The organism is Streptomyces sp. NPDC004435 (genome assembly GCF_042873895.1).
Lineage (GTDB): Bacteria > Actinomycetota > Actinomycetes > Streptomycetales > Streptomycetaceae > Streptomyces.
In genome coordinates this window covers 87,268-106,265 of record NZ_JBIAMB010000007.1, presented here as the reverse complement: position 1 = coordinate 106,265, position 18,998 = coordinate 87,268, and the positions used below count along the sequence as shown (strand labels likewise).

Annotated in this window: 17 protein-coding genes and 1 riboswitch; of the genes, 11 read left to right on the top strand and 6 right to left on the bottom strand. The window is 71.8% G+C overall.

The window, feature by feature from the left end:
* Window positions 1-102 precede the first annotated feature (102 nt).
* The 8 genes from tsf to ACFYT9_RS14425 all read left to right on the top strand — a co-directional run bounded on the left by tsf (window position 103) and on the right by ACFYT9_RS14425 (window position 8,984).
* Complete coding sequence (gene tsf, locus ACFYT9_RS14460) at window positions 103-939, top strand: translation elongation factor Ts (protein WP_376600594.1); 837 nt, start codon at window positions 103-105, stop codon at window positions 937-939.
* 163 nt (window positions 940-1,102) lie between these two features.
* The gene (pyrH, locus tag ACFYT9_RS14455) at window positions 1,103-1,867 is read left to right on the top strand and encodes a UMP kinase (protein WP_360314445.1); all 765 of its coding nucleotides are present in this window, start codon (window positions 1,103-1,105) and stop codon (window positions 1,865-1,867) included.
* A 100-nt stretch (window positions 1,868-1,967) separates the two neighbouring features.
* A complete protein-coding gene (gene frr, locus ACFYT9_RS14450; protein WP_376600591.1) occupies window positions 1,968-2,525 on the top strand; it encodes a ribosome recycling factor in 558 nt (185 codons plus the stop codon).
* Window positions 2,525-3,634 carry a phosphatidate cytidylyltransferase gene (locus ACFYT9_RS14445; protein ID WP_376600589.1) on the top strand — a complete coding sequence of 370 codons (1,110 nt, stop codon included), beginning with the start codon at window positions 2,525-2,527 and terminating at the stop codon, window positions 3,632-3,634. Before frr ends, ACFYT9_RS14445 begins: the two co-directional genes overlap by 1 nt.
* A 242-nt stretch (window positions 3,635-3,876) precedes the next feature.
* Entirely contained in the window at window positions 3,877-4,989 is a 1,113-nt protein-coding gene (gene rlmN, locus ACFYT9_RS14440; RefSeq protein WP_376600587.1) for a 23S rRNA (adenine(2503)-C(2))-methyltransferase RlmN, read from the top strand.
* 29 nt (window positions 4,990-5,018) lie between these two features.
* Window positions 5,019-5,128, top strand: a riboswitch (TPP riboswitch).
* 81 nt (window positions 5,129-5,209) lie between these two features.
* The gene (locus ACFYT9_RS14435; RefSeq protein ID WP_389163490.1) at window positions 5,210-6,301 is read left to right on the top strand and encodes a thiamine ABC transporter substrate binding subunit; all 1,092 of its coding nucleotides are present in this window, start codon (window positions 5,210-5,212) and stop codon (window positions 6,299-6,301) included.
* Window positions 6,302-6,339: 38 nt separating this feature from the next.
* On the top strand, window positions 6,340-7,953 hold the full coding sequence (locus ACFYT9_RS14430; RefSeq protein WP_387276377.1) for an ABC transporter permease: 1,614 nt from the start codon (window positions 6,340-6,342) through the stop codon (window positions 7,951-7,953).
* Window positions 7,953-8,984 (top strand): ABC transporter ATP-binding protein, encoded by a 1,032-nt coding sequence (locus ACFYT9_RS14425; RefSeq protein WP_389163487.1) that lies wholly within the window; start codon window positions 7,953-7,955, stop codon window positions 8,982-8,984. Before ACFYT9_RS14430 ends, ACFYT9_RS14425 begins: the two co-directional genes overlap by 1 nt.
* A gap of 34 nt (window positions 8,985-9,018) precedes the next feature.
* On the opposite strand, the gene ACFYT9_RS14420 is transcribed toward ACFYT9_RS14425, so the two are convergent.
* The 5 genes from ACFYT9_RS14420 to ACFYT9_RS14400 form a co-directional block, all read right to left on the bottom strand.
* Window positions 9,019-10,149 (bottom strand): LOG family protein, encoded by a 1,131-nt coding sequence (locus tag ACFYT9_RS14420; protein WP_389163484.1) that lies wholly within the window; start codon window positions 10,147-10,149, stop codon window positions 9,019-9,021.
* A gap of 57 nt (window positions 10,150-10,206) precedes the next feature.
* Window positions 10,207-11,355, bottom strand: a complete 1,149-nt coding sequence (locus tag ACFYT9_RS14415) for a hypothetical protein (protein WP_389163482.1) — start codon at window positions 11,353-11,355, stop codon at window positions 10,207-10,209.
* Window positions 11,337-12,065, bottom strand: a complete 729-nt coding sequence (locus ACFYT9_RS14410) for an ABC transporter ATP-binding protein (RefSeq protein ID WP_389163480.1) — start codon at window positions 12,063-12,065, stop codon at window positions 11,337-11,339. The genes ACFYT9_RS14415 and ACFYT9_RS14410 overlap by 19 nt, the downstream gene beginning before the upstream one ends.
* A 223-nt stretch (window positions 12,066-12,288) precedes the next feature.
* Entirely contained in the window at window positions 12,289-13,668 is a 1,380-nt protein-coding gene (locus ACFYT9_RS14405; RefSeq protein ID WP_376605240.1) for an aspartate aminotransferase family protein, read from the bottom strand.
* Window positions 13,653-14,144, bottom strand: coding sequence for an Lrp/AsnC family transcriptional regulator (locus ACFYT9_RS14400; RefSeq protein WP_234338256.1), 492 nt, complete (start codon window positions 14,142-14,144; stop codon window positions 13,653-13,655). The genes ACFYT9_RS14405 and ACFYT9_RS14400 overlap by 16 nt, the downstream gene beginning before the upstream one ends.
* A 205-nt stretch (window positions 14,145-14,349) precedes the next feature.
* Between ACFYT9_RS14400 and ACFYT9_RS14395 the strand changes: the two genes are divergently transcribed.
* The 3 genes from ACFYT9_RS14395 (at window position 14,350) to ACFYT9_RS14385 (ending at window position 17,739) form a co-directional block, all read left to right on the top strand.
* Window positions 14,350-15,786, top strand: coding sequence for a gamma-aminobutyraldehyde dehydrogenase (locus ACFYT9_RS14395; RefSeq protein WP_389163477.1), 1,437 nt, complete (start codon window positions 14,350-14,352; stop codon window positions 15,784-15,786).
* A 197-nt stretch (window positions 15,787-15,983) separates the two neighbouring features.
* Window positions 15,984-17,147 carry a spermidine/putrescine ABC transporter substrate-binding protein gene (locus ACFYT9_RS14390; RefSeq protein WP_387276339.1) on the top strand — a complete coding sequence of 388 codons (1,164 nt, stop codon included), beginning with the start codon at window positions 15,984-15,986 and terminating at the stop codon, window positions 17,145-17,147.
* A 49-nt stretch (window positions 17,148-17,196) separates the two neighbouring features.
* On the top strand, window positions 17,197-17,739 hold the full coding sequence (locus tag ACFYT9_RS14385; protein ID WP_387276341.1) for a hypothetical protein: 543 nt from the start codon (window positions 17,197-17,199) through the stop codon (window positions 17,737-17,739).
* Window positions 17,740-17,812: 73 nt separating this feature from the next.
* Here ACFYT9_RS14385 and ACFYT9_RS14380 read toward each other — a convergent pair whose 3' ends face one another.
* Window positions 17,813-18,997: a serine hydrolase domain-containing protein gene (locus ACFYT9_RS14380; RefSeq protein WP_389163474.1), complete on the bottom strand. Its 1,185-nt coding sequence runs from the start codon at window positions 18,995-18,997 to the stop codon at window positions 17,813-17,815.
* Window position 18,998: the final 1 nt, after the last annotated feature.

Here is an 18,998-nt window from a genome sequence, read left to right as displayed (position 1 = left end):
ACTCCGGAACACCACGGAGGTGACGGCGGGGGCCCATGAAGCCCCCGCCGTCCCGCCGTAGATCTTCGTAGATCTTTCTGACTTCGAGAGAGAAACAGACTCATGGCGAACTACACCGCCGCTGACGTCAAGAAGCTCCGTGAGCTCACCGGCGCCGGCATGATGGACTGCAAGAAGGCCCTCGAAGAGGCCGGCGGCGACGTCGACAAGGCCGTCGAGGCCCTGCGCATCAAGGGCCAGAAGGGTGTCGCCAAGCGCGAGGGCCGCTCGGCCGAGAACGGCGCCGTGGTCTCCCTCATCGCCGACGACAACACCTCCGGTGTCATCGTCGAGCTGAAGTGCGAGACGGACTTCGTCGCCAAGGGTGACAAGTTCCTCGCCGTCGCCAACGCGCTCGCCGCCCACGTCGCCGAGACCAAGCCGGCCGACATCGCGGCCCTGCTCGCCTCCGAGATCGAGGCCGGCAAGACCGTGCAGGCCTTCGTGGACGAGGCCAACGCCAACCTCGGCGAGAAGATCGTCCTGGACCGCTTCGCTGCCTACGCCGACGGCTACGTCGCCGCGTACATGCACCGCACCATGCCGGACCTCCCGCCGCAGATCGGTGTCCTCGTCGAGCTCGACAAGGAGAACGCCGAGGTCGCCAAGGGTGTCGCGCAGCACATCGCCGCCTTCGCGCCGAAGTACCTCACCCGTGAGGACGTCCCGGCCGAGGTCGTCGAGTCCGAGCGTCGCATCGCCGAGGAGACCACCCGCGCCGAGGGCAAGCCCGAGGCCGCGATCGCCAAGATCGTCGAGGGTCGCGTGAACGGCTTCTTCAAGGACGCCACGCTGCTCGGCCAGCCGTACGCGCTGGACAACAAGAAGTCCGTCCAGCAGATCCTGGACGAGGCCGGTGTCACCCTGAAGCGCTTCAGCCGCATCAAGGTCGGCATCTGAGTCCTTCGCCGACGCGACGGACACCGGACCCGGGTAGGGTCTGAGACAGTCGTCCCGCCCCGTGCGGGACGACCGCAGATGTGACGAGGAGGCCATTGCCGTACGGGAAACCCACGAGGACCCAAGGCAATGGCCTCCTTCGTATGTGCACGAGGAGATCTCCATGAATCAGGGCGCCGTACAGGGCGACGACAACAGCGGCAAGAAGCTCGGCCGCTACATGCTGAAGCTGTCCGGGGAGGCGTTCTCCGGCGGTACAGGTCTCGGTGTCGACCCCGACGTCGTGCACGCCATCGCGCGTGAGATCGCGGCCGTCGTCCGAGACGGCGCTCAGATCGCGATCGTGATCGGCGGCGGCAACTTCTTCCGCGGAGCCGAGCTCCAGCAGCGCGGCATGGACCGGGCCCGCTCCGACTACATGGGCATGCTCGGCACCGTGATGAACTGCCTCGCCCTCCAGGACTTCCTGGAGAAGGAGGGCATCGACTCGCGAGTGCAGACGGCCATCACCATGGGCCAGGTGGCCGAGCCGTACATCCCGCTGCGCGCCGTCCGCCACCTGGAGAAGGGCCGCGTGGTCATCTTCGGCGCCGGCATGGGCATGCCGTACTTCTCCACGGACACCACCGCCGCCCAGCGCGCCCTGGAGATCGACGCCGAGGCGCTCCTCATGGGCAAGAACGGCGTGGACGGCGTCTACGACTCCGACCCGAGGACCAACCCCGCCGCGGTCAGGTTCGACGCGCTGGAGTACAGCGAGGTCATCACCCGCGACCTCAAGGTCGCGGACGCCACGGCCATCACGCTGTGCCGCGACAACAAGCTCCCGATCCTCGTCTTCGAACTCCTCACCGAGGGCAATATCGCGCGCGCCGTGACAGGTGAGAAGATCGGCACGCTCGTGAGCGACCAGGGCACCCGGGCCTGAGCACGTCTCCCACCGGGAACAGCCCCTCACGGGGCTGGACGACAGCCCTGCCGGTCGTACACCGTGCAGGACACAACGCGACGACACGCAGGAGCAAGTGGTGATCGAAGAGACCCTCCTCGAGGCCGAGGAGAAGATGGAGAAGGCCGTCGTGGTCGCCAAGGAGGACTTCGCCGCGATCCGCACCGGCCGTGCGCACCCGGCGATGTTCAACAAGATCGTGGCCGACTACTACGGCGCCCTCACCCCCATCAACCAGCTGGCCTCGTTCTCGGTGCCGGAGCCGCGCATGGCCGTGGTGACCCCGTTCGACAAGAGCGCGCTGCGCAACATCGAGCAGGCCATCCGCGACTCGGACCTCGGCGTCAACCCGAGCAACGACGGCAGCATCATCCGTGTGGTGTTCCCCGAGCTGACCGAGCAGCGCCGCAGGGAGTACATCAAGGTCGCCAAGGGCAAGGCCGAGGACTCCAAGATCTCGATCCGCTCCGTGCGCCGCAAGGCCAAGGAGACCATCGACAAGCTCGTCAAGGACGGCGAGGTCGGTGAGGACGAGGGCCGCCGCGCGGAGAAGGAGCTCGACGACACCACCGCGAAGTACGTCACGCAGGTGGACGAGCTGCTGAAGCACAAGGAAGCCGAGCTGCTCGAGGTCTGATGAACGACTCTTCCTGGGGGGCGCCGACGGCCGGTTCAGGTCTCGGCGGACCCGACCAGGGGCCTGCCCCGGCGGGTCCCGCCCACGATCGGCACCGGGCAGCGCAGACTCGCCCCATGCCCATCGTGCCCGACGTACCCGCCGGCGGATTCCAGGACGGACACGGTCGGGGGGCCGCTCACCCGGGCGGCCCCCTGTTCCGTGACGAGACGCCGCACGAGCACCCGCAGGAGCCCATGCCCAGCCCCGTCCCGCCTCCTCCGCCGGCCCCGGCCCCCGCGCCGCGGCAGAAGAAGAGCGCGGGCCGGGACCTGGGCGCGGCCATAGGGGTCGGCGTCGGTCTCGGGGCAGTGATCATCGTGTCGCTGTTCATCTGGCCGCCGGCCTTCATCGGCGTCATAGCGGTGGCGGTGGTCGTCGGTCTGTGGGAGCTGACCTCCCGGCTCCAGGAGCGCAAGGCGATCAAGGCGCCGCTGGTGCCGCTCGCGGTCGGCGGCGCGGCGATGGTCGTCGCCGGGTACGTGCGGGGCCCCGAGGGCGCCTGGGTCGCGATGGCCCTGACGGCGCTCGCGGTGCTCGTCTGGCGGATGACGGAACCCCCCGAGGGGTATCTGAAGGACGTCACGGCGGGTGTCTTCGCCGCGTTCTACGTGCCGTTCCTGGCGACCTTCGTGGCGCTGCTGCTGACCGCCGACGACGGGCCGTGGAGGGTGCTGACCTTCCTGCTGCTCACGGTGGTCAGCGACACCGGCGCGTACGCGGTCGGCTGGCGGTTCGGCAAGCACAAGCTGGCGCCGCGGATCAGCCCCGGCAAGACCCGCGAGGGCCTGTTCGGCGCGGTGGCCTTCGCGATGGCGGCCGGCGCGCTGTGCATGCAGTTCCTGATCGACGGCGGCACCTGGTGGCAGGGGCTCGTCCTCGGCCTCGCGGTGGCGGCGAGCGCGACGCTCGGCGACCTCGGCGAGTCGATGATCAAGCGGGACCTGGGCATCAAGGACATGGGGACGCTGCTCCCCGGTCACGGCGGCATCATGGACCGCCTCGACTCGCTGCTGCCGACGGCGCCGGTGGTGTGGCTGCTGCTCGCGCTGTTCGTGGGCACGGGCTGAGCGGGCGTTCCGCCCGCGCCGTCCGACGGCGGCCGCCGACCGGCCGGCCGGTCGGGATCTCCGTCGGAGAGGGTTGACGGACAGCGGGTACTCTGGAAGGGCTCGGGGCGTGTGTCCCGGGCCCTTTCGTCGTCCTCGCCGCCGCGGGGACGGTCCAGTGAGGTCGCTCCGGCACCGCCGTGCCGTGCTCCCCGCCGTCGCGGGACGTCCGACCTCGTGCCTGTTTGAGGAGAGACGCCGCCGTGGCTCGTCCGGCCCCCGGAGAACTCACTTTCGTCGCCCCGCGCGGAGTCAAGAAGCCGCCGCGGCACCTCGCCGACCTCTCGCCCGCGGAGCGGAAGGAGGCCGTCGCCGCGATCGGCGAGAAGCCCTTCCGCGCCAAGCAGCTGTCGACCCACTACTTCTCCCGGTACGCGCACGACCCGGCGGCGTGGACCGACATCCCCGCCGCCTCGCGGGAGAAGCTGGCCGGGGAGCTGCTGCCGGACCTGATGTCGGTGGTGCGGCACATCTCGTGCGACGACGACACCACCCGTAAGACGCTGTGGCGGCTGCACGACGGCACCCTCGTCGAGTCGGTGCTGATGCGCTACCCGGACCGGGTGACGATGTGCATCTCGTCGCAGGCCGGCTGCGGCATGAACTGTCCGTTCTGCGCGACCGGGCAGGCGGGCCTCGACCGGAACCTGTCGACCGCCGAGATCGTGCACCAGATCGTGGACGGCATGCGGGCGCTGCGCGACGGGGAGGTGCCGGGCGGTCCGGCGCGCCTGTCGAACATCGTGTTCATGGGGATGGGCGAGCCGCTCGCCAACTACAAGCGGGTCGTCGGCGCCATCCGCCGCCTGACCGACCCGGAGCCGGACGGTCTCGGGATCTCCCAGCGGGGGATCACCGTGTCCACGGTGGGCCTGGTGCCGGCGATGCTGCGCTTCGCCGACGAGGGCTTCAAGTGCCGGCTCGCGGTGTCGCTGCACGCGCCGGACGACGAGCTGCGGGACACGCTGGTGCCGGTGAACACGCGCTGGAAGGTGCGGGAGGTGCTGGACGCGGCCTGGGAGTACGCCGAGAAGTCCGGGCGCCGGATCTCCATCGAGTACGCCCTCATCCGGGACATCAACGACCAGGCCTGGCGGGGCGACCTGCTGGGCAAGCTGCTCAAGGGCAAGCGGGTGCACGTCAACCTGATCCCGCTGAACCCGACGCCGGGTTCGAAGTGGACCGCGTCGCGCCCCGAGGACGAGAAGGCGTTCGTCGACGCCATCGCCCGCCACGGCGTTCCCGTCACCGTCCGTGACACCCGGGGCCAGGAGATCGACGGTGCCTGTGGGCAGCTGGCGGCCTCCGAGCGCTGACCTTGTACTCTGTGCTCGAACACACCTGCATATTCCGACAGGGGAGCGCCACAGCGCTGAGAGTGCGGTAACCGTAGACCGCAGACCCTCTGAACCTTGCCCAGGTCATTCTGGGTAGGAAGTTCGGTCGTAACTCGAGCTGTTGCGCCCTGCCCGCGTCCGGTCTCCCGGCCGCGGGCAGGGCCGCGTCTCTTCCTGGTCCCACCCAGGAGGACAACCGATGCACATCAAGAAGGCAGCCGCCGCCGCGCTGGTCGCGGCGCTCGGCGTCACGAGCCTCGCCGCCTGCTCCACCGAGGACGTCCGCGAAGCCGCGGGCAAGACGGGGAAGCCGGCGCCGAAGACCGTGACCCTCGTGAGCCACGACTCCTTCAACGCCTCCAAGGAGGTGCTGGCGGAGTTCACGAAGCAGACCGGCTTCACCGTGAAGGTGCTGAAGGCCGGCGACGCGGGCGAGGCCGTCAACAAGGAGATCCTGACCAAGGGCTCCCCGCAGGGCGACGTCTTCTTCGGCGTCGACAACACGCTGCTCTCCCGCGCCCTCGACAACGGCATCTTCGAGACGTACGAGGCGAAGGGCCTGGACCGGGTCCCGGCGGCCTTCCGGCTCGACAAGGAGCAGCGGGTCACGCCGATCGACACCGGCGACATCTGCGTCAACTACGACAAGAAGTACTTCGCGGACAAGAAGCTGGCGCCGCCGCAGACCTTCGACGACCTCGCGAAGCCGGAGTACAAGGACCTGCTGGTGGTGGAGAACCCCGAGCGGTCCTCCCCGGGCCTCGGCTTCCTCCTCGGCACGGTCGCGCAGTACGGCGACGACGGCTGGCAGGACTACTGGAAGAAGCTGAAGGCGAACGGCGTGAAGACCGTCGACAGCTGGGAGCTCGCCTACAACCAGGAGTTCTCCGGCTCGGCCGGCGGCAAGGAGGCCAAGGGCGACCGTCCGCTGGTCGTCTCCTACGCCTCCAGCCCGCCGGTGGAGGTGCTGTACGCGGAGCCGCAGCCGAAGGAGGCCCCGACCGGGGTGTCCGCCGGTACCTGCTTCCGGCAGATCGAGTTCGCGGGGCTGCTGCACGGGGCGAAGAACCCCGAGGGCGGGAAGGCGCTCATCGACTTCCTGATCTCGAAGAAGTTCCAGGACGACATGCCGCTCCAGATGTTCGTGAACCCGGTGGCGAAGGACGCGACCCTGCCGGAGCTGTTCACGAAGCACGGCGTGGTCGTGGAGAAGCCGCAGACGATGGCGCCGGAGAAGATCGCCGAGAAGCGTGAGGCGTGGATCCAGCAGTGGTCGTCGCTCCTCAAGTGAGGCGTGACCGCAAGGGGAGCGCGGCGCGGCTGGGCCTGATGGTCCTGCCGGTCGCGTTCTTCGCGGTCTTCTTCGCCTGGCCCGTCGTGTCGATCGTCGAACGCGGGCTGCGGCCGTCCGGTGCCTGGGACCTGGGCGTGATCGGGGCGACGCTGGGCCGGTCGGACATCCTCGGCGTGTTCGGCTTCACGGTGTGGCAGGCGGCCGCCTCCACCGGTCTGACGCTGCTGGTGGCGCTGCCGGGGGCGTATGTCTTCGCCCGTTTCGACTTCCCGGGGAAGAGCGTGCTGCGGGCGGTCGTCACGGTGCCGTTCGTGCTGCCGACCGTGCTGGTCGGCACCGCGTTCCTGGCGCTCGTGGGGCGGGGCGGGTTCACCGACGCGCTGTGGGGACTGCGGCTCGACACGACGGTGTGGGCGATCCTCCTCGCGCACGTCTTCTTCAACTACGCGGTCGTCGTCCGGACGGTCGGCGGGCTGTGGGCGCAGCTCGATCCCCGGCAGGAGGAGGCGGCGCGGGTGCTCGGCGCGTCGCGGTGGACGGCGTGGCGGTCGGTGACGCTGCCGGCGCTGGTGCCGGCGGTGTCGGCGGCGGCGCTGATGGTCTTCCTTTTCACCTTCACGTCGTTCGGCGTCGTGCAGATCCTCGGCGGGGACGCGTACACGACGCTGGAGGCGGAGATCTACCGGCAGACGGCCCGGCTGCTCGACCTGCGGACGGCGGCCGTGCTGACGCTGGTGCAGTTCGTGGCGGTCGGCGCGATCCTCGCGGTGCACGCGCGGACGGTGCGGCGGCGGGAGACGGCGCTGCGGCTGGTCTCCCCGGAGCTGACCGCGCGGCGGCCGCGCGGCTTCGGCCAGTGGGCGCTGCTCGCCGGGGTGCTGGTGTCGGTGGCGGTGCTGATCCTGCTGCCGCTCGGGACGCTGGTGGAGCGGTCCTTCGCCACGCCGGAGGGGTACGGGCTGCGCTACTACCGGGCGCTGGGCTCGCTGGACGAGGCGGGGACGTTCCTGGTGCCGCCGCTGGAGGCGGTCGGGAACTCGCTGCGGTACGCGGTCGCGGCGACCGCGATCGCGGTGGTGATCGGGGGGCTCGCGGCGGCGGCGCTGACGAGGCGCGCGGGGCGGTTGGTGCGGGGCTTCGACGCGCTGCTGATGCTGCCGCTGGGGGTGTCGGCGGTGACGGTGGGCTTCGGGTTCCTGATCACGCTCGACGAGCCGCCGTTCGATCTGCGGGCCAGCTGGATCCTGGTGCCGCTGGCGCAGGCGCTGGTCGGTGTGCCGTTCGTGGTGCGGACGATGCTGCCGGTGCTGCGGGCGGTGGACCAGAGGCTGCGGGAGGCGGCGGCGGTGCTGGGGGCGTCGCCGTGGCGGGCGTGGCGTGAGGTGGACCTGCCGCTGGTGCGGCGGGCGCTGCTGATCGCGGCGGGGTTCGCGTTCGCGGTGTCGCTCGGCGAGTTCGGCGCGACCGTCTTCATCGCCCGGCCCGACAATCCGACGCTGCCGGTGGCGGTGGCGCGGCTGCTCGGCCGGCCGGGGGAGCTCAACTACGGGCAGGCGATGGCCCTGTCGACGATTCTGATGGTGGTGTGCGCGGTGTCGCTGCTGCTCCTGGAGCGGCTGCGGACCGAGCGGACCACCGGGGAGTTCTGATGCTGGTCCTTGAGGGTGCGACGGTGCGGTTCGGGGCGCGGGCGGTGCTAGACGCGGTGGACCTGGAGGTCGCCGAGCACGAGATCGTGTGTGTGCTGGGGCCGAGCGGGTCCGGGAAGTCGACGCTGCTGCGGGCGGTCGCGGGGCTCCAGGCGCTGGACGAGGGGCGGGTGCTGCTCGCCGGTGCCGACCAGGCGGGGGTGCCGGTGCACCGGCGGGGGGTGGGACTGATGTTCCAGGACCACCAGCTGTTCCCGCAGCGGGACGTCGCCGGGAACGTGGCCTTCGGGCCGCGGATGCACGGCGTGGCGAAGGACGAGCGGGCCGCGCGGGTCGCGGAGCTGCTGGAGCTGGTGGGTCTGCCGGGTGCCGGAGGCCGGTCGGTGGCCGCGCTGTCGGGCGGCGAGCAGCAGCGGGTGGCGCTGGCGCGGGCGCTGGCGCCGCGGCCCCGGCTGCTGATGCTGGACGAGCCGCTGGGGCAGTTGGACCGGGGGCTGCGGGAGCGGCTGGTGGTGGAGCTGCGGTCGCTGTTCGGGCGGCTGGGGACGACGGTGCTCGCGGTGACGCACGACCAGGGGGAGGCGTTCGCGCTCGCGGACCGGGTGGTCGTGATGCGGGACGGGCGGATCGCCCAGTCGGGGCCGCCGGTGGAGGTGTGGCAGCGGCCCGCGTCGGAGTTCGTGGCGCGCTTCCTGGGCTTCGAGAACGTGGTGCCGGCGACGGTGTCCGGTGCGGTGGCGGAGACGGTGTGGGGCCGGGTGCCGGTCCCGGAGGGTTCGCCGCAGGGGGAGCGGACGCTGCTGGTGCGCCCGGCGGGGGTCCGGCCGGCGGGCGAGGGGCTGGTCTGCCGGGTCGAGTCGCGGACCTTCCGGGGCCATCACGTGTCGGTGGTGCTGCGTCCGGCGGACGGGCCGCCGCTGGAGGCGGAGCTCCCGCTGCGGGAGGTGCCGGAGGTGGGCGCCGAGGTGGCGGTGGCGTTCCGGGCGGAGGAGGTCGTCGTGCTGGACGGGGAGGGTCTCGGCCCGGCGTAGCGGGTGGGGATCGGTTCCGGCGGGCGGGGCACGGCTATCCGGCCCCGAGGCGTTCGAGCGCGGCCGGGGCCTCGTCGACGGAGTCGACCAGGGCGATCCGGGCGGCCATCGGGCGGTCGGCGGCCAGGGTCTCCAGGAGGGGCCAGGCGGGGAGCCGGGTGGTCCAGTGGGCGCGGTCGACGAGGACCATGGGCGTGGGGTCGCCCAGGGAGCCGTAGTAGTTGGGGGTGGCGTTGTCGAAGATCTCCTGGACGGTGCCGGCGGCGCCGGGGAGGAAGACGACGCCGGCGGTGGAGCGGGCCAGGAGGCCGTCCTCGCGCAGGGCGTTGGCGAAGTACTTGGCGATGTGGCCGGCGAAGGCGTTGGGCGGTTCGTGGCCGTAGAACCAGGTGGGGATGCCGATCGAGTCGCCGCCTCCGGGCAGCAGCGCCCGTACGCGGAAGGCGGCGCGGGCCCACTCGGTCACCGAGGGGGTGAAGGAGGGGGTCTCCGCGAGGAGGGCGAGGGCGTCGGTGAGGGCCCGGTCGGCGAGGGGGGCGGTGTACGCGCCGAGGTTGGCGGCCTCCATCGCGCCGGGGCCGCCGCCGGTCGCCACGGTGTGGCCGGCGCGGGCCAGGGAGCGCCCGAGGCGGGCGGCGCCCGCGTACGCCTCGGTGCCCCGGCCCATGGCGTGGCCGCCCATGACGCCGACGACCGGCCGGCCGGTGAGGTGCTCGTCGAGGGCGTCGCCGACGGCGTCGTCGTGGATCGAGCGGAGCATCGAGGAGAAGACGTCGCCGTCGGCGCGGGTGGCGCCGAACCAGGCGTAGGAGAGGGCGTCGGGGGTGGCCGGGTAGCCGCCGGCGGCGGTGACGCCCTCGTACAGCTCGTCCGGGGTGTAGAGCCGGCTGCGGTACGGGTCGAAGGGGAGGTCGGGGACGGGCGGGAAGACCAGCGCGCCGTCGGCCCGGACCTTGACCGCCGCCTCCGGCTCCATGGCGCAGCCGAGGAAGACGGTGGCGGCGGTGGGGGAGGCGAGGAGGGCGAAGGTGCGGTCGGTGAGGTCGACGGACTGGACCCGCAGGCCGGAGAGGCCGCCGGGCCGGGCGAGCGACGCGTCGAACTCGTCCAGGGTGTGGATCTCGCGGCCGTGTCCCCGCGGACGCGGTGGTGGGGGCGTCGCCATGGGCCCACGATAGGCGGCCCGTGGCGACGTGGCCTCCCGTCCCGACGCGGTCGGGGATCAGGCGGTCAGCGGCAGGGCGGCGAGTTCTCCGATGAGCCAGGTGAGGGGGAGGAAGACGGCGAGCAGCGCGGCGGCGCGCAGCAGGGCGGCGGTGCGGAGCACGGTCGGCGGGGCGCCGATCCGGGCCAGCGCCTCCGTGGTGCGGGCCCGGCCCTGGCGGGACTCCAGGGAGGCGGTGAGGAGGGTCGCCGTGGTGCAGGCCACGACGACGCCGGCGCCGAGGCCGGTGAGCGGTCCGAAGGCGGTGCCGCCGTCGGAGGCCGCGTGGACCGTGGCGGCGGCGAGGGCGCCCGAGAGCACCGCGCTGACCACGCCGAGGGGGCGGCCGATGCGGTGGGCCTCGTCCATGAGGACGCGGCCGGCGAGGAGGCGTACGGCTCCGGGCCGGGCGGCCTGGAGGAGCCGGCCGCTCAGGTGGGTGAGGCCGGGTCCGGCGAGGGCGAGGCCCGCGGCGGTGAGGATCCAGCCGGCGAGGACGCCGGCGGGGGAGCCGTCGAAGCGGCCGGGCAGGGCGACGCCGTCCCCGCCGCCGCGGCCCGCGTACGTCTCCACGGCGAGGCCGGCGGCGATGAGTGCCACGCCCCAGGGGAGGCCGGTGGGGACGGGCCGGGCGGCGCCTTCGGGTGCGGGGGTGCGGGTGCGGGGGCGCAGGGCGAGGCCGGCGGTGGTGGCGCCGGCGACGGGCACGATCGCGAGGAGGGTGAGGGCGGCGGCGAGCGGGAGCGGTTGTCCGGCGGCGAGGAGGCCGGCGGCGGCGCCGTCGAAGGGGAGGCCGGTGATGTCGCCGCGCAGGTGCAGGTAGACGAGGAGGGCGACCATGGAGCCGAGGGTGCAGGCGACCGCGGTCGAGGTGGCGGCGATGGCGGTGAGCCGGGCCGGGCCGAGGCCGATGGAGGAGAGGCCGGGTCGGGGGCGGGTGGCCGGGTCGGTGCGGGCGACGGCGACGGCGAACTGGACGGTGGCGGCGATCGGCAGCGCGCACCAGAGCAGCCGCAGCACGGAGGCGGAGGAGTGCTCGGGATGGCCGACGGCGTAGCCGAGGGTGCACAGCAGCAGGAAGCCCACGCCGGCGGCGGCCGCGGCGACGAGGAGCCGCCGCAGCTGGACCAGCGGGTGGGAGCCGCGGACTAGACGGAGAGCGAGCACGCCGCGACGCCCTCCGCCCCCGTGGCGGGCGGCACGCTGCCGGCCCGGCGTCCGTCGAGGAGGGTGACCGTGCGGTCGGCGAGCGCCGCGACCTCGCCGTCGTGGGTGGCGAGGAGCACGGTGATGCCGTGCGAGCGGGCGGCCGCGGTGAGGGTGCGGAGCACCTGTGCGCCGTCGGCCCGGTGCAGGGCGGCGGTGGGTTCGTCGGCGAAGAGGACGGTCGGTCCGGCGGCGAGCGCGCGGGCGATGGAGACGCGCTGGCGCTGGGAGCGGGTCAGGCCGTGCGGGCGGGTGCGGGGGCAGCCGCCGATGTCGAGGCGCTCGAGCCATTCGCCGGCGGCGGTCTTCGCGGCCTTGTGGGGGACGCCGCGGAGCAGCAGGGGGAGGGCGGTGTTCTCCCAGGCGGTGAGTTCGGGGACGAGGCCGTCGTCGGGGCCGATCCAGCCGAAGCGTTCGCGGCGGAGCTGTTCGCGGCGGGCCGGGGGGAGGGTGTGGACCGGGGAGCTGTTGAACCAGACCTCGCCCCGCTGGGCGAGGAGTTCGCCGGAGAGGCAGCGCAGCAGGGTGGTCTTGCCGCTGCCGCGGGGTCCGGTGACGGCGAGGATCTCGCCCTCGCGGACGCCGACGGAGACGCCGCTGAGGGCCTCCGTGCCGCTCAGAGTGCAGTGCAGGGAACGCGCCCAGAGCACGTCGTTGTCCGGTGGGGCCATCGCGTACACCTCGATGTCGGATCCGATTCTTGCGTTCCCCCGTCCGGGGGAACGAGGGTCGGGCCTGTCGGTCACTGGGCACCGTAAGTATTCGGATCCGTTTGTACGGACAGCACGCGGCCCGGGCCGCCGCCATCCACTCGGATGGCGGCATGCCCGGGCCGGGGTCACGCCGTGAGGGCGGCGTGGGGGCGGGAACCTCGGGGGAGGGTTCCCGGTGGACTCAGAGCTTGGTCCACGCCTCGGTCAGCACCGTGCGCAGGATGCCCTCGATCTCGTCGAAGGTGCCCTGGTCGGCGATGAGCGGCGGGGCCAGCTGGATGACCGGGTCGCCGCGGTCGTCGGCCCGGCAGTACAGGCCGTTCTCGAAGAGCGCCTTGGACAGGAAGCCGTACAGGACGCGCTCGGTCTCCTCGTCCGTGAAGGACTCCTTGGTGACCTTGTCCTTGACGAGCTCGATGCCGTAGAAGTAGCCGTTGCCGCGGACGTCGCCGACGATCGGCAGGTCGTGCAGCTTCTGCAGCGTCGAGAAGAAGGCGCCCTCGTTGTCCAGGACGTGCTGGTTGAGGCCCTCCTTGTCGAAGATGTCCAGGTTGGCGATGGCGACCGCCGAGGACACCGGGTGGCCACCGAAGGTGTAGCCGTGCAGGAAGGTGTTGTCGCCCTTGTAGAACGGCTCCGCGATGCGGTCCGAGACGATGCAGGCGCCGATCGGGGAGTAGCCCGAGGTCATGCCCTTGGCGCAGGTGATCATGTCGGGCACGTAGCCGAACTTGTCACAGGCGAACATGGTGCCGAGGCGGCCGAAGGCGCAGATCGTCTCGTCGGAGACGAGGAGCACGTCGTACTGGTCGCAGATCTCGCGGACGCGCTGGAAGTAGCCGGGCGGCGGCGGGAAGCAGCCGCCGGCGTTCTGCACCGGCTCCAGGAAGACGGCCGCGACGGTCTCGGGGCCCTCGAAGAGGATCTGCTGCTCGATCTGGTCGGCGGCCCAGCGGCCGAAGGCCTCGGGGTCGTCGCCGTGGATCGGGGCGCGGTAGATGTTGGTGTTCGGCACCTTGTGCGCGCCGGGGACCAGCGGCTCGAAGGGGGCCTTCAGGGCCGGCAGGCCGGTGATGGACAGGGCGCCCTGCGGGGTGCCGTGGTAGGCGACCGCACGCGAGATGACCTTGTACTTGGTGTGCTTGCCCTGCAGCTTGAAGTACTGCTTGGCGAGCTTCCACGCGGTCTCGACGGCCTCGCCGCCACCGGTGGTGAAGAAGACCTTGTTGAGGTCGCCCGGGGCGTAGTGCGCGAGGCGCTCGGCCAGCTCCACGGCCTTCGGGTGGGCGTAGGACCACACCGGGAAGAAGGCGAGCTCCTGGGCCTGCTTGTACGCGACCTCGGCCAGCTCCTGGCGGCCGTGACCGGCGTTGACCACGAAGAGGCCCGCGAGACCGTCGAGGTAGCGCTTGCCCTTGTCGTCGAAGATGTAGGTGCCCTCACCGCGGACGATGGTGGGGACGGGGCTGTTCTCGTACGACGACATGCGGGTGAAGTGCATCCACAGGTGGTCGTAGGCAGTCTTGGAGAGGTCCTGGGTCACGGTTATCGGGTTCCCCACATGTAGGTCTGCTTCTTGAGCTTCAGGTAAACGAAGCTCTCGGTGGAGCGCACGCCGGGGAGCGTGCGGATCCGCTTGTTGATGACTTCGAGAAGGTGGTCGTCGTCCTCGCAGACGATCTCCACCATCAGGTCGAACGAGCCCGCGGTCATCACCACGTACTCGCACTCGGGCATGTCCGTCAGCGCTTCCGCGACCGGATCCAGGTCACCCTCGACGTGGATGCCGACCATCGCCTGCCGCCGGAGGCCCACGGTGAGCGGGTCGGTGACGGCGACGATCTGCATGACGCCCTGGTCGAGGAGCTTCTGGACGCGCTGCCGCACGGCCGCCTCGGAGAGGCCGACGGCCTTGCCGATGGCGGCGTAGGGGCGGCGGCCGTCCTCCTGGAGCTGCTCGATGATCGCCAGGGAGACGGCATCGATCGTCGGGGACGAACCGGTTCCGGTTCTGGAGTCTGTGCTTCGACTGGCCACGTCCTCACTGTGCACCGAGATGCACCGTCGCGCAACCCCAGAGCGATGTAATTCGTTGTTCGAAGGCCTTCCGGGCACCGAATCCGAAGTCGAAGGGCTCCGGGGCTGTTGAAAGCGTCAGCCGAAGAAGTAGGCTGGGGTGTCTCACCCATCGGGACAGCGCACAACGTCGTGCGAAGACAGAACGTGACAGGAGGGGTGGCAAGTGACCACCGAGCTGCGCCGGCTGCGCAACTACATCGACGGAGAGTTCCGCGACGCGACCGACGGCCGCACCATCGAGGTGATCAACCCGGCCACCGGCGAGGTGTACGCGACCTCCCCGCTCTCCGGCCAGGCCGACGTCGACGCCGCCATGGAGGCCGCCGCGGCCGCCTTCCCCGCCTGGCGCGACACCACGCCGTCCGAGCGCCAGAAGGTGCTCCTCAAGATCGCCGACGCCTTCGAGGAGCGCGCCGACGAGCTCATCGCCGCCGAGGTCCTCAACACCGGCAAGCCGACCGCCCTCGTCGCGAGCGAGGAGGTGCCCCCGATGGTGGACCAGATCCGCTTCTTCGCGGGCGCCGCCCGTCTCCTCGAAGGCCGCTCCGCCGGCGAGTACATGGAGGGCATGACCTCCATCATCCGCCGCGAGCCGGTGGGCGTCTGCGCCCAGGTCGCGCCGTGGAACTACCCGATGATGATGGCCGTCTGGAAGTTCGCCCCGGCCCTCGCCGCGGGCAACACGGTCGTCCTCAAGCCCTCGGACACCACCCCCGCCTCCACGGTCCTGATGGCCGAGATCATCGGCTCGATCGTCCCCAAGGGCGTCTTCAACGTCCTCTGCGGCGACCGCGAGACGGGCCGCGCCATGGTCGAGCACCCGACCCCGGCGATGGCCTCCATCACCGGCTCGGTCCGGGCCGGCATGCAGGTCGCCGAATCGGCGGCCAAGGACGTCAAGCGCGTCCACCTGGAGCTGGGCGGCAAGGCCCCCGTCGTGGTCTTCGAGGACACCGACATCGACAAGGCCGTCGAGGACATCTCCGTCGCCGGCTTCTTCAACGCGGGCCAGGACTGTACGGCCGCGACCCGCGTGCTCGTCCACGAGTCGATCCACGACGAGTTCGTCGCCGCCCTCGCCAAGGCCGCCGCCGAGACGAAGACGGGTCAGCCGGACGACGAGGACGTGCTCTACGGCCCGCTGAACAACGCCAACCAGCTGAAGCAGGTCACCGGCTTCATCGACCGCCTCCCGGCCCACGCCAAGGTCGAGGCCGGCGGCCACCGCGTCGGCGACAAGGGCTACTTCTACGCCCCGACCGTCGTCTCCGGCCTCGAGCAGGACGACGAGATCGTCCAGAACGAGGTCTTCGGCCCGGTCATCACCGTCCAGTCCTTCACGGACGAGGCCCAGGCCCTGGAGTACGCGAACGGCGTCGAGTACGCCCTCGCCTCCTCCGTCTGGACCAAGGACCACCAGCGCGCCATGCGCATGTCCCGGTCCCTCGACTTCGGCTGCGTGTGGATCAACACCCACATCCCGCTCGTCGCCGAGATGCCCCACGGCGGCTTCAAGAAGTCCGGCTACGGCAAGGACCTCTCCGCGTACGGCTTCGAGGACTACACGCGCATCAAGCACGTCATGACCTCCCTGGGCTGAACCGCCCGGTAGTCCGGACGGGCCGACCTCGCGGGGCCGAACCGCCCGGTAGCACCGCCCGCCACGGCCCCGGCACCCGTCGATCCGATGATCGACAAGGTGTCGGGGCCGTGGCGTGCCGCTCGACGGAGCGTCCATTGCGGGGCCGAGGAGCCGGACGGGATGCTGCACGGGTGAGAGCGACAGCCAGGAACCCCATGCCGCGCCGGTCCCTCCTGCGGGGTCTCGGCGCCGCCGGCGCCGCCGGCCTCCTCGCCGCCTGCGGCGTCAAGCCCGCCTACGTCGCCGAGGACCGGCGGGCCGGCCGCGACCTGTCCGGCCGCGAGCGGACCGTCACCTTCGCCAACTGGCCGCTCTACATCGACACCGCCGACGACGATCCGCGCAAGCGGCCCACGCTCGACGCCTTCCGGGAGCGGACCGGGATCTCCGTCCACTACACCGAGGAGATCAACGACAACGACGAGTTCTTCGGCAAGGTCGGCCCGGCCCTGATGAACGGCCAGACCACCGACCGCGACCTCATCGTCGTCAGCGACTGGATGGCCGCCCGCTTCGTCCGCCTCGGCTGGGTCCAGAAGATGGACCGCGCCGCGCAGACGCACGTCGCCGACCACCTCGACCCGCAACTGCTGCGCCCCGCCTTCGACCCCGGCCGGCTGCACTCCGTGCCCTGGCAGTCCGGCATCACCGGCATCGCCTACAACCGGCGCAGGCTCGGCCGGGAGCTGCGCTCCACCGGCCAGCTGTGGGACGCCGACCTGCGCGGCAAGGTCACCCTCCTCTCCGGCCTCGACGAGTCCATCTCCCTGCTCATGCAGGGCGACGGCGTGGACGTCACCCGCTGGACCGAGTCCGACTTCCACCGGGTCTGCGACCGGATCGAGGAGCTGGTCAGGACCAAGCACATCCGCCGCTTCACCGGGAACGACTACATCAAGGACCTCGCCGGCGGCGACGTGCTCGCCTGCCAGGCGTACTCCGGCGACGTCATCCAGCTCCAGGCCGACAACCCCGACATCGAGTTCGTCGTCCCCGAGGAGGGCGGCGAACTGTGGGCCGAGTCGCTGATGGTCCCCAACCTCGCCCGCCACAAGGCCAACGCCGAGAAGCTCGTCGACTACTACTACGAGCCCGAGGTCGCCGCCGAACTCGCCGCCTGGGTCAACTACGTCTGCCCCGTCCCGGCCGCCCAGGCCGTCCTCGCGGACTCCGGCGACGAGGAGCTGGCCGCCCTCGCCGAGGACCCGCTGATCTTCCCCGACAAGGAGATGCGCGGCCGCCTCTCCATCGCCCGCGACATCACCTCCACCGAGCGCCGCGCGATGGCCAAGCGGTGGAACGGGATCGTCGGGCTCTGAGGCCGCCCCCCATTTCTGAACACGTTCAAGAGGGGCGTACGCTGGGCCCATGAGCGACACGAACGGGCCCGGAGCCCTTCTCGCGCGCATCCGCGCCTGGCTGATCCTCTTCGTCGTGTGTCTCGTCCTGAGCGGGCTCACCGCCTTCCCGCTCGTCACCGAACTCCGGTGGCTCGACTCCTCGCTGACCGGCTGGGCGGCGCCGGTCGCACAGGCCCTGCCCGGGCTCGCGGAATGGATCCACAAGGTGGCCGGCGGGCTGGAGACCGCTTCGGCCGAGGCGCCGTACCTGCTGTACGGCACCGACTGGCTGGCCTTCGCCCACCTCGTCATCGCCGTCGCCTTCTACGGCGTGTACCGCGACCCCGTCCGCAACATATGGGTCGTCGAGTTCGGGATGATCGCCTGCGCCGGCATCATCCCCCTGGCCCTGATCTGCGGGCCGATCCGGGACATCCCCTTCTGGTGGTCGGTCATCGACATGTCCTTCGGGGTCTTCGGCATCCTGCCCCTGATCCACGTGCGCCGCATGATCAAGCGCCTCGAAGCCGTCACCGCGACGGCGCCGGCACCGGAGGCCGTACCCGCGTAGCCGCGGACCGCCGCCACCCGGTCCCGGGGCGCACCGGCCGGACGGTCGCGCCCGGCCCGGCGGACGCCGGTGATCAGTCCGGCAGGCCGTAGGCCCCGACCATCAGGCCGAGGACCGTCCGGTTGGTGTCCTGCCCCTTGGCGTCGGTGGAGTTGACGGAGTAGACCAGCGTCCGCTCCCCGTGGCGGGTCGAGGCGATCGCCGCGTTGTACCCCCAGCGGCCACCCGTCTTGCCCCACACCTCGCGCCCGCCCAGCCGCTTCATCGACAGGCCGACGGAGAAGGCGGCCGGGTCGCCGCTGCGGAAGTCGCTCACCTCCGGCAGGGTGAACATCTCCTCCAGGAGCGGGCCGCGGACCACCCGGCCCGCGAACAGGGCGCGGGTGAACCGCTCCAGGTCCGCCGTGGTCGAGATCAGGTCACCGGCCGCCCACCCGTCCGTCGCCCGCCACACCGAGACGTCCCGCAGCCCGGTCGTCCCGTCCTCCAGCCGCATCAGCTGGTAGCCGTGGTTGTACGGGCCCCGGATCCCGGCCTCCCGCCCCGGGAGGTAGGTGTCCCGCAGGCCGAGCGGGCGCAGGATCCGCCGGCCCACCTGCTCCTCGTACGAGTCCCCGGTCACCCGCTCCACGACCAGGCCCGCGATCGTGTAGCCGATGTTCAGGTAGTGCTGACGGGTGCCGGGACGGAACTCGCGGGGCTTCGCGGTCGCCGAGCGGACCAGTTCCTCCGGCTCGTGGACGGCGAAGCGGTCCTCGTACCACTCCTCCACCGTCGTCCCGGGGAAGTCCGGCGCCGGGATGCCGTGCGTGTGGTTCAGCAACTGGCGGACGGTCACCGTCGCGTACCGGCCCGGGATCAGCTCCGGCAGGTACGAGCGGGCCGTCCGGTCCAGGTCGACCCGCCCCTCGGCGGCCAGCTGGAGCACCGTCGCCGCCGTGAACACCTTCGTCACCGAACCCGCCCGGAAGCGGCCCGCCGGATCGGCCGGCGCCCCCGACTCCAGGTCGTGGACGCCCGCGCTGCCCCGCCAGACGCCCTCCGTGCCGCCCACCCGGACCAGGGCCGCCGTCGTGTCGGCGCGCGGCAGCCCCGCGAGCACCGCCGACAGGTCGGGGGAGGACGGGGCGGTCGCGGCCGGCGTCGCCCCGGCCGCGACGGGGGCGGGCGCCGCGAAGGCGGGGGAGAGAGCGGTGGGGCCCGCCGCGACGCCCAGGACCAGGGCGGCGGCGAGCAGCGTGCGGGTGGACTTCCTCATG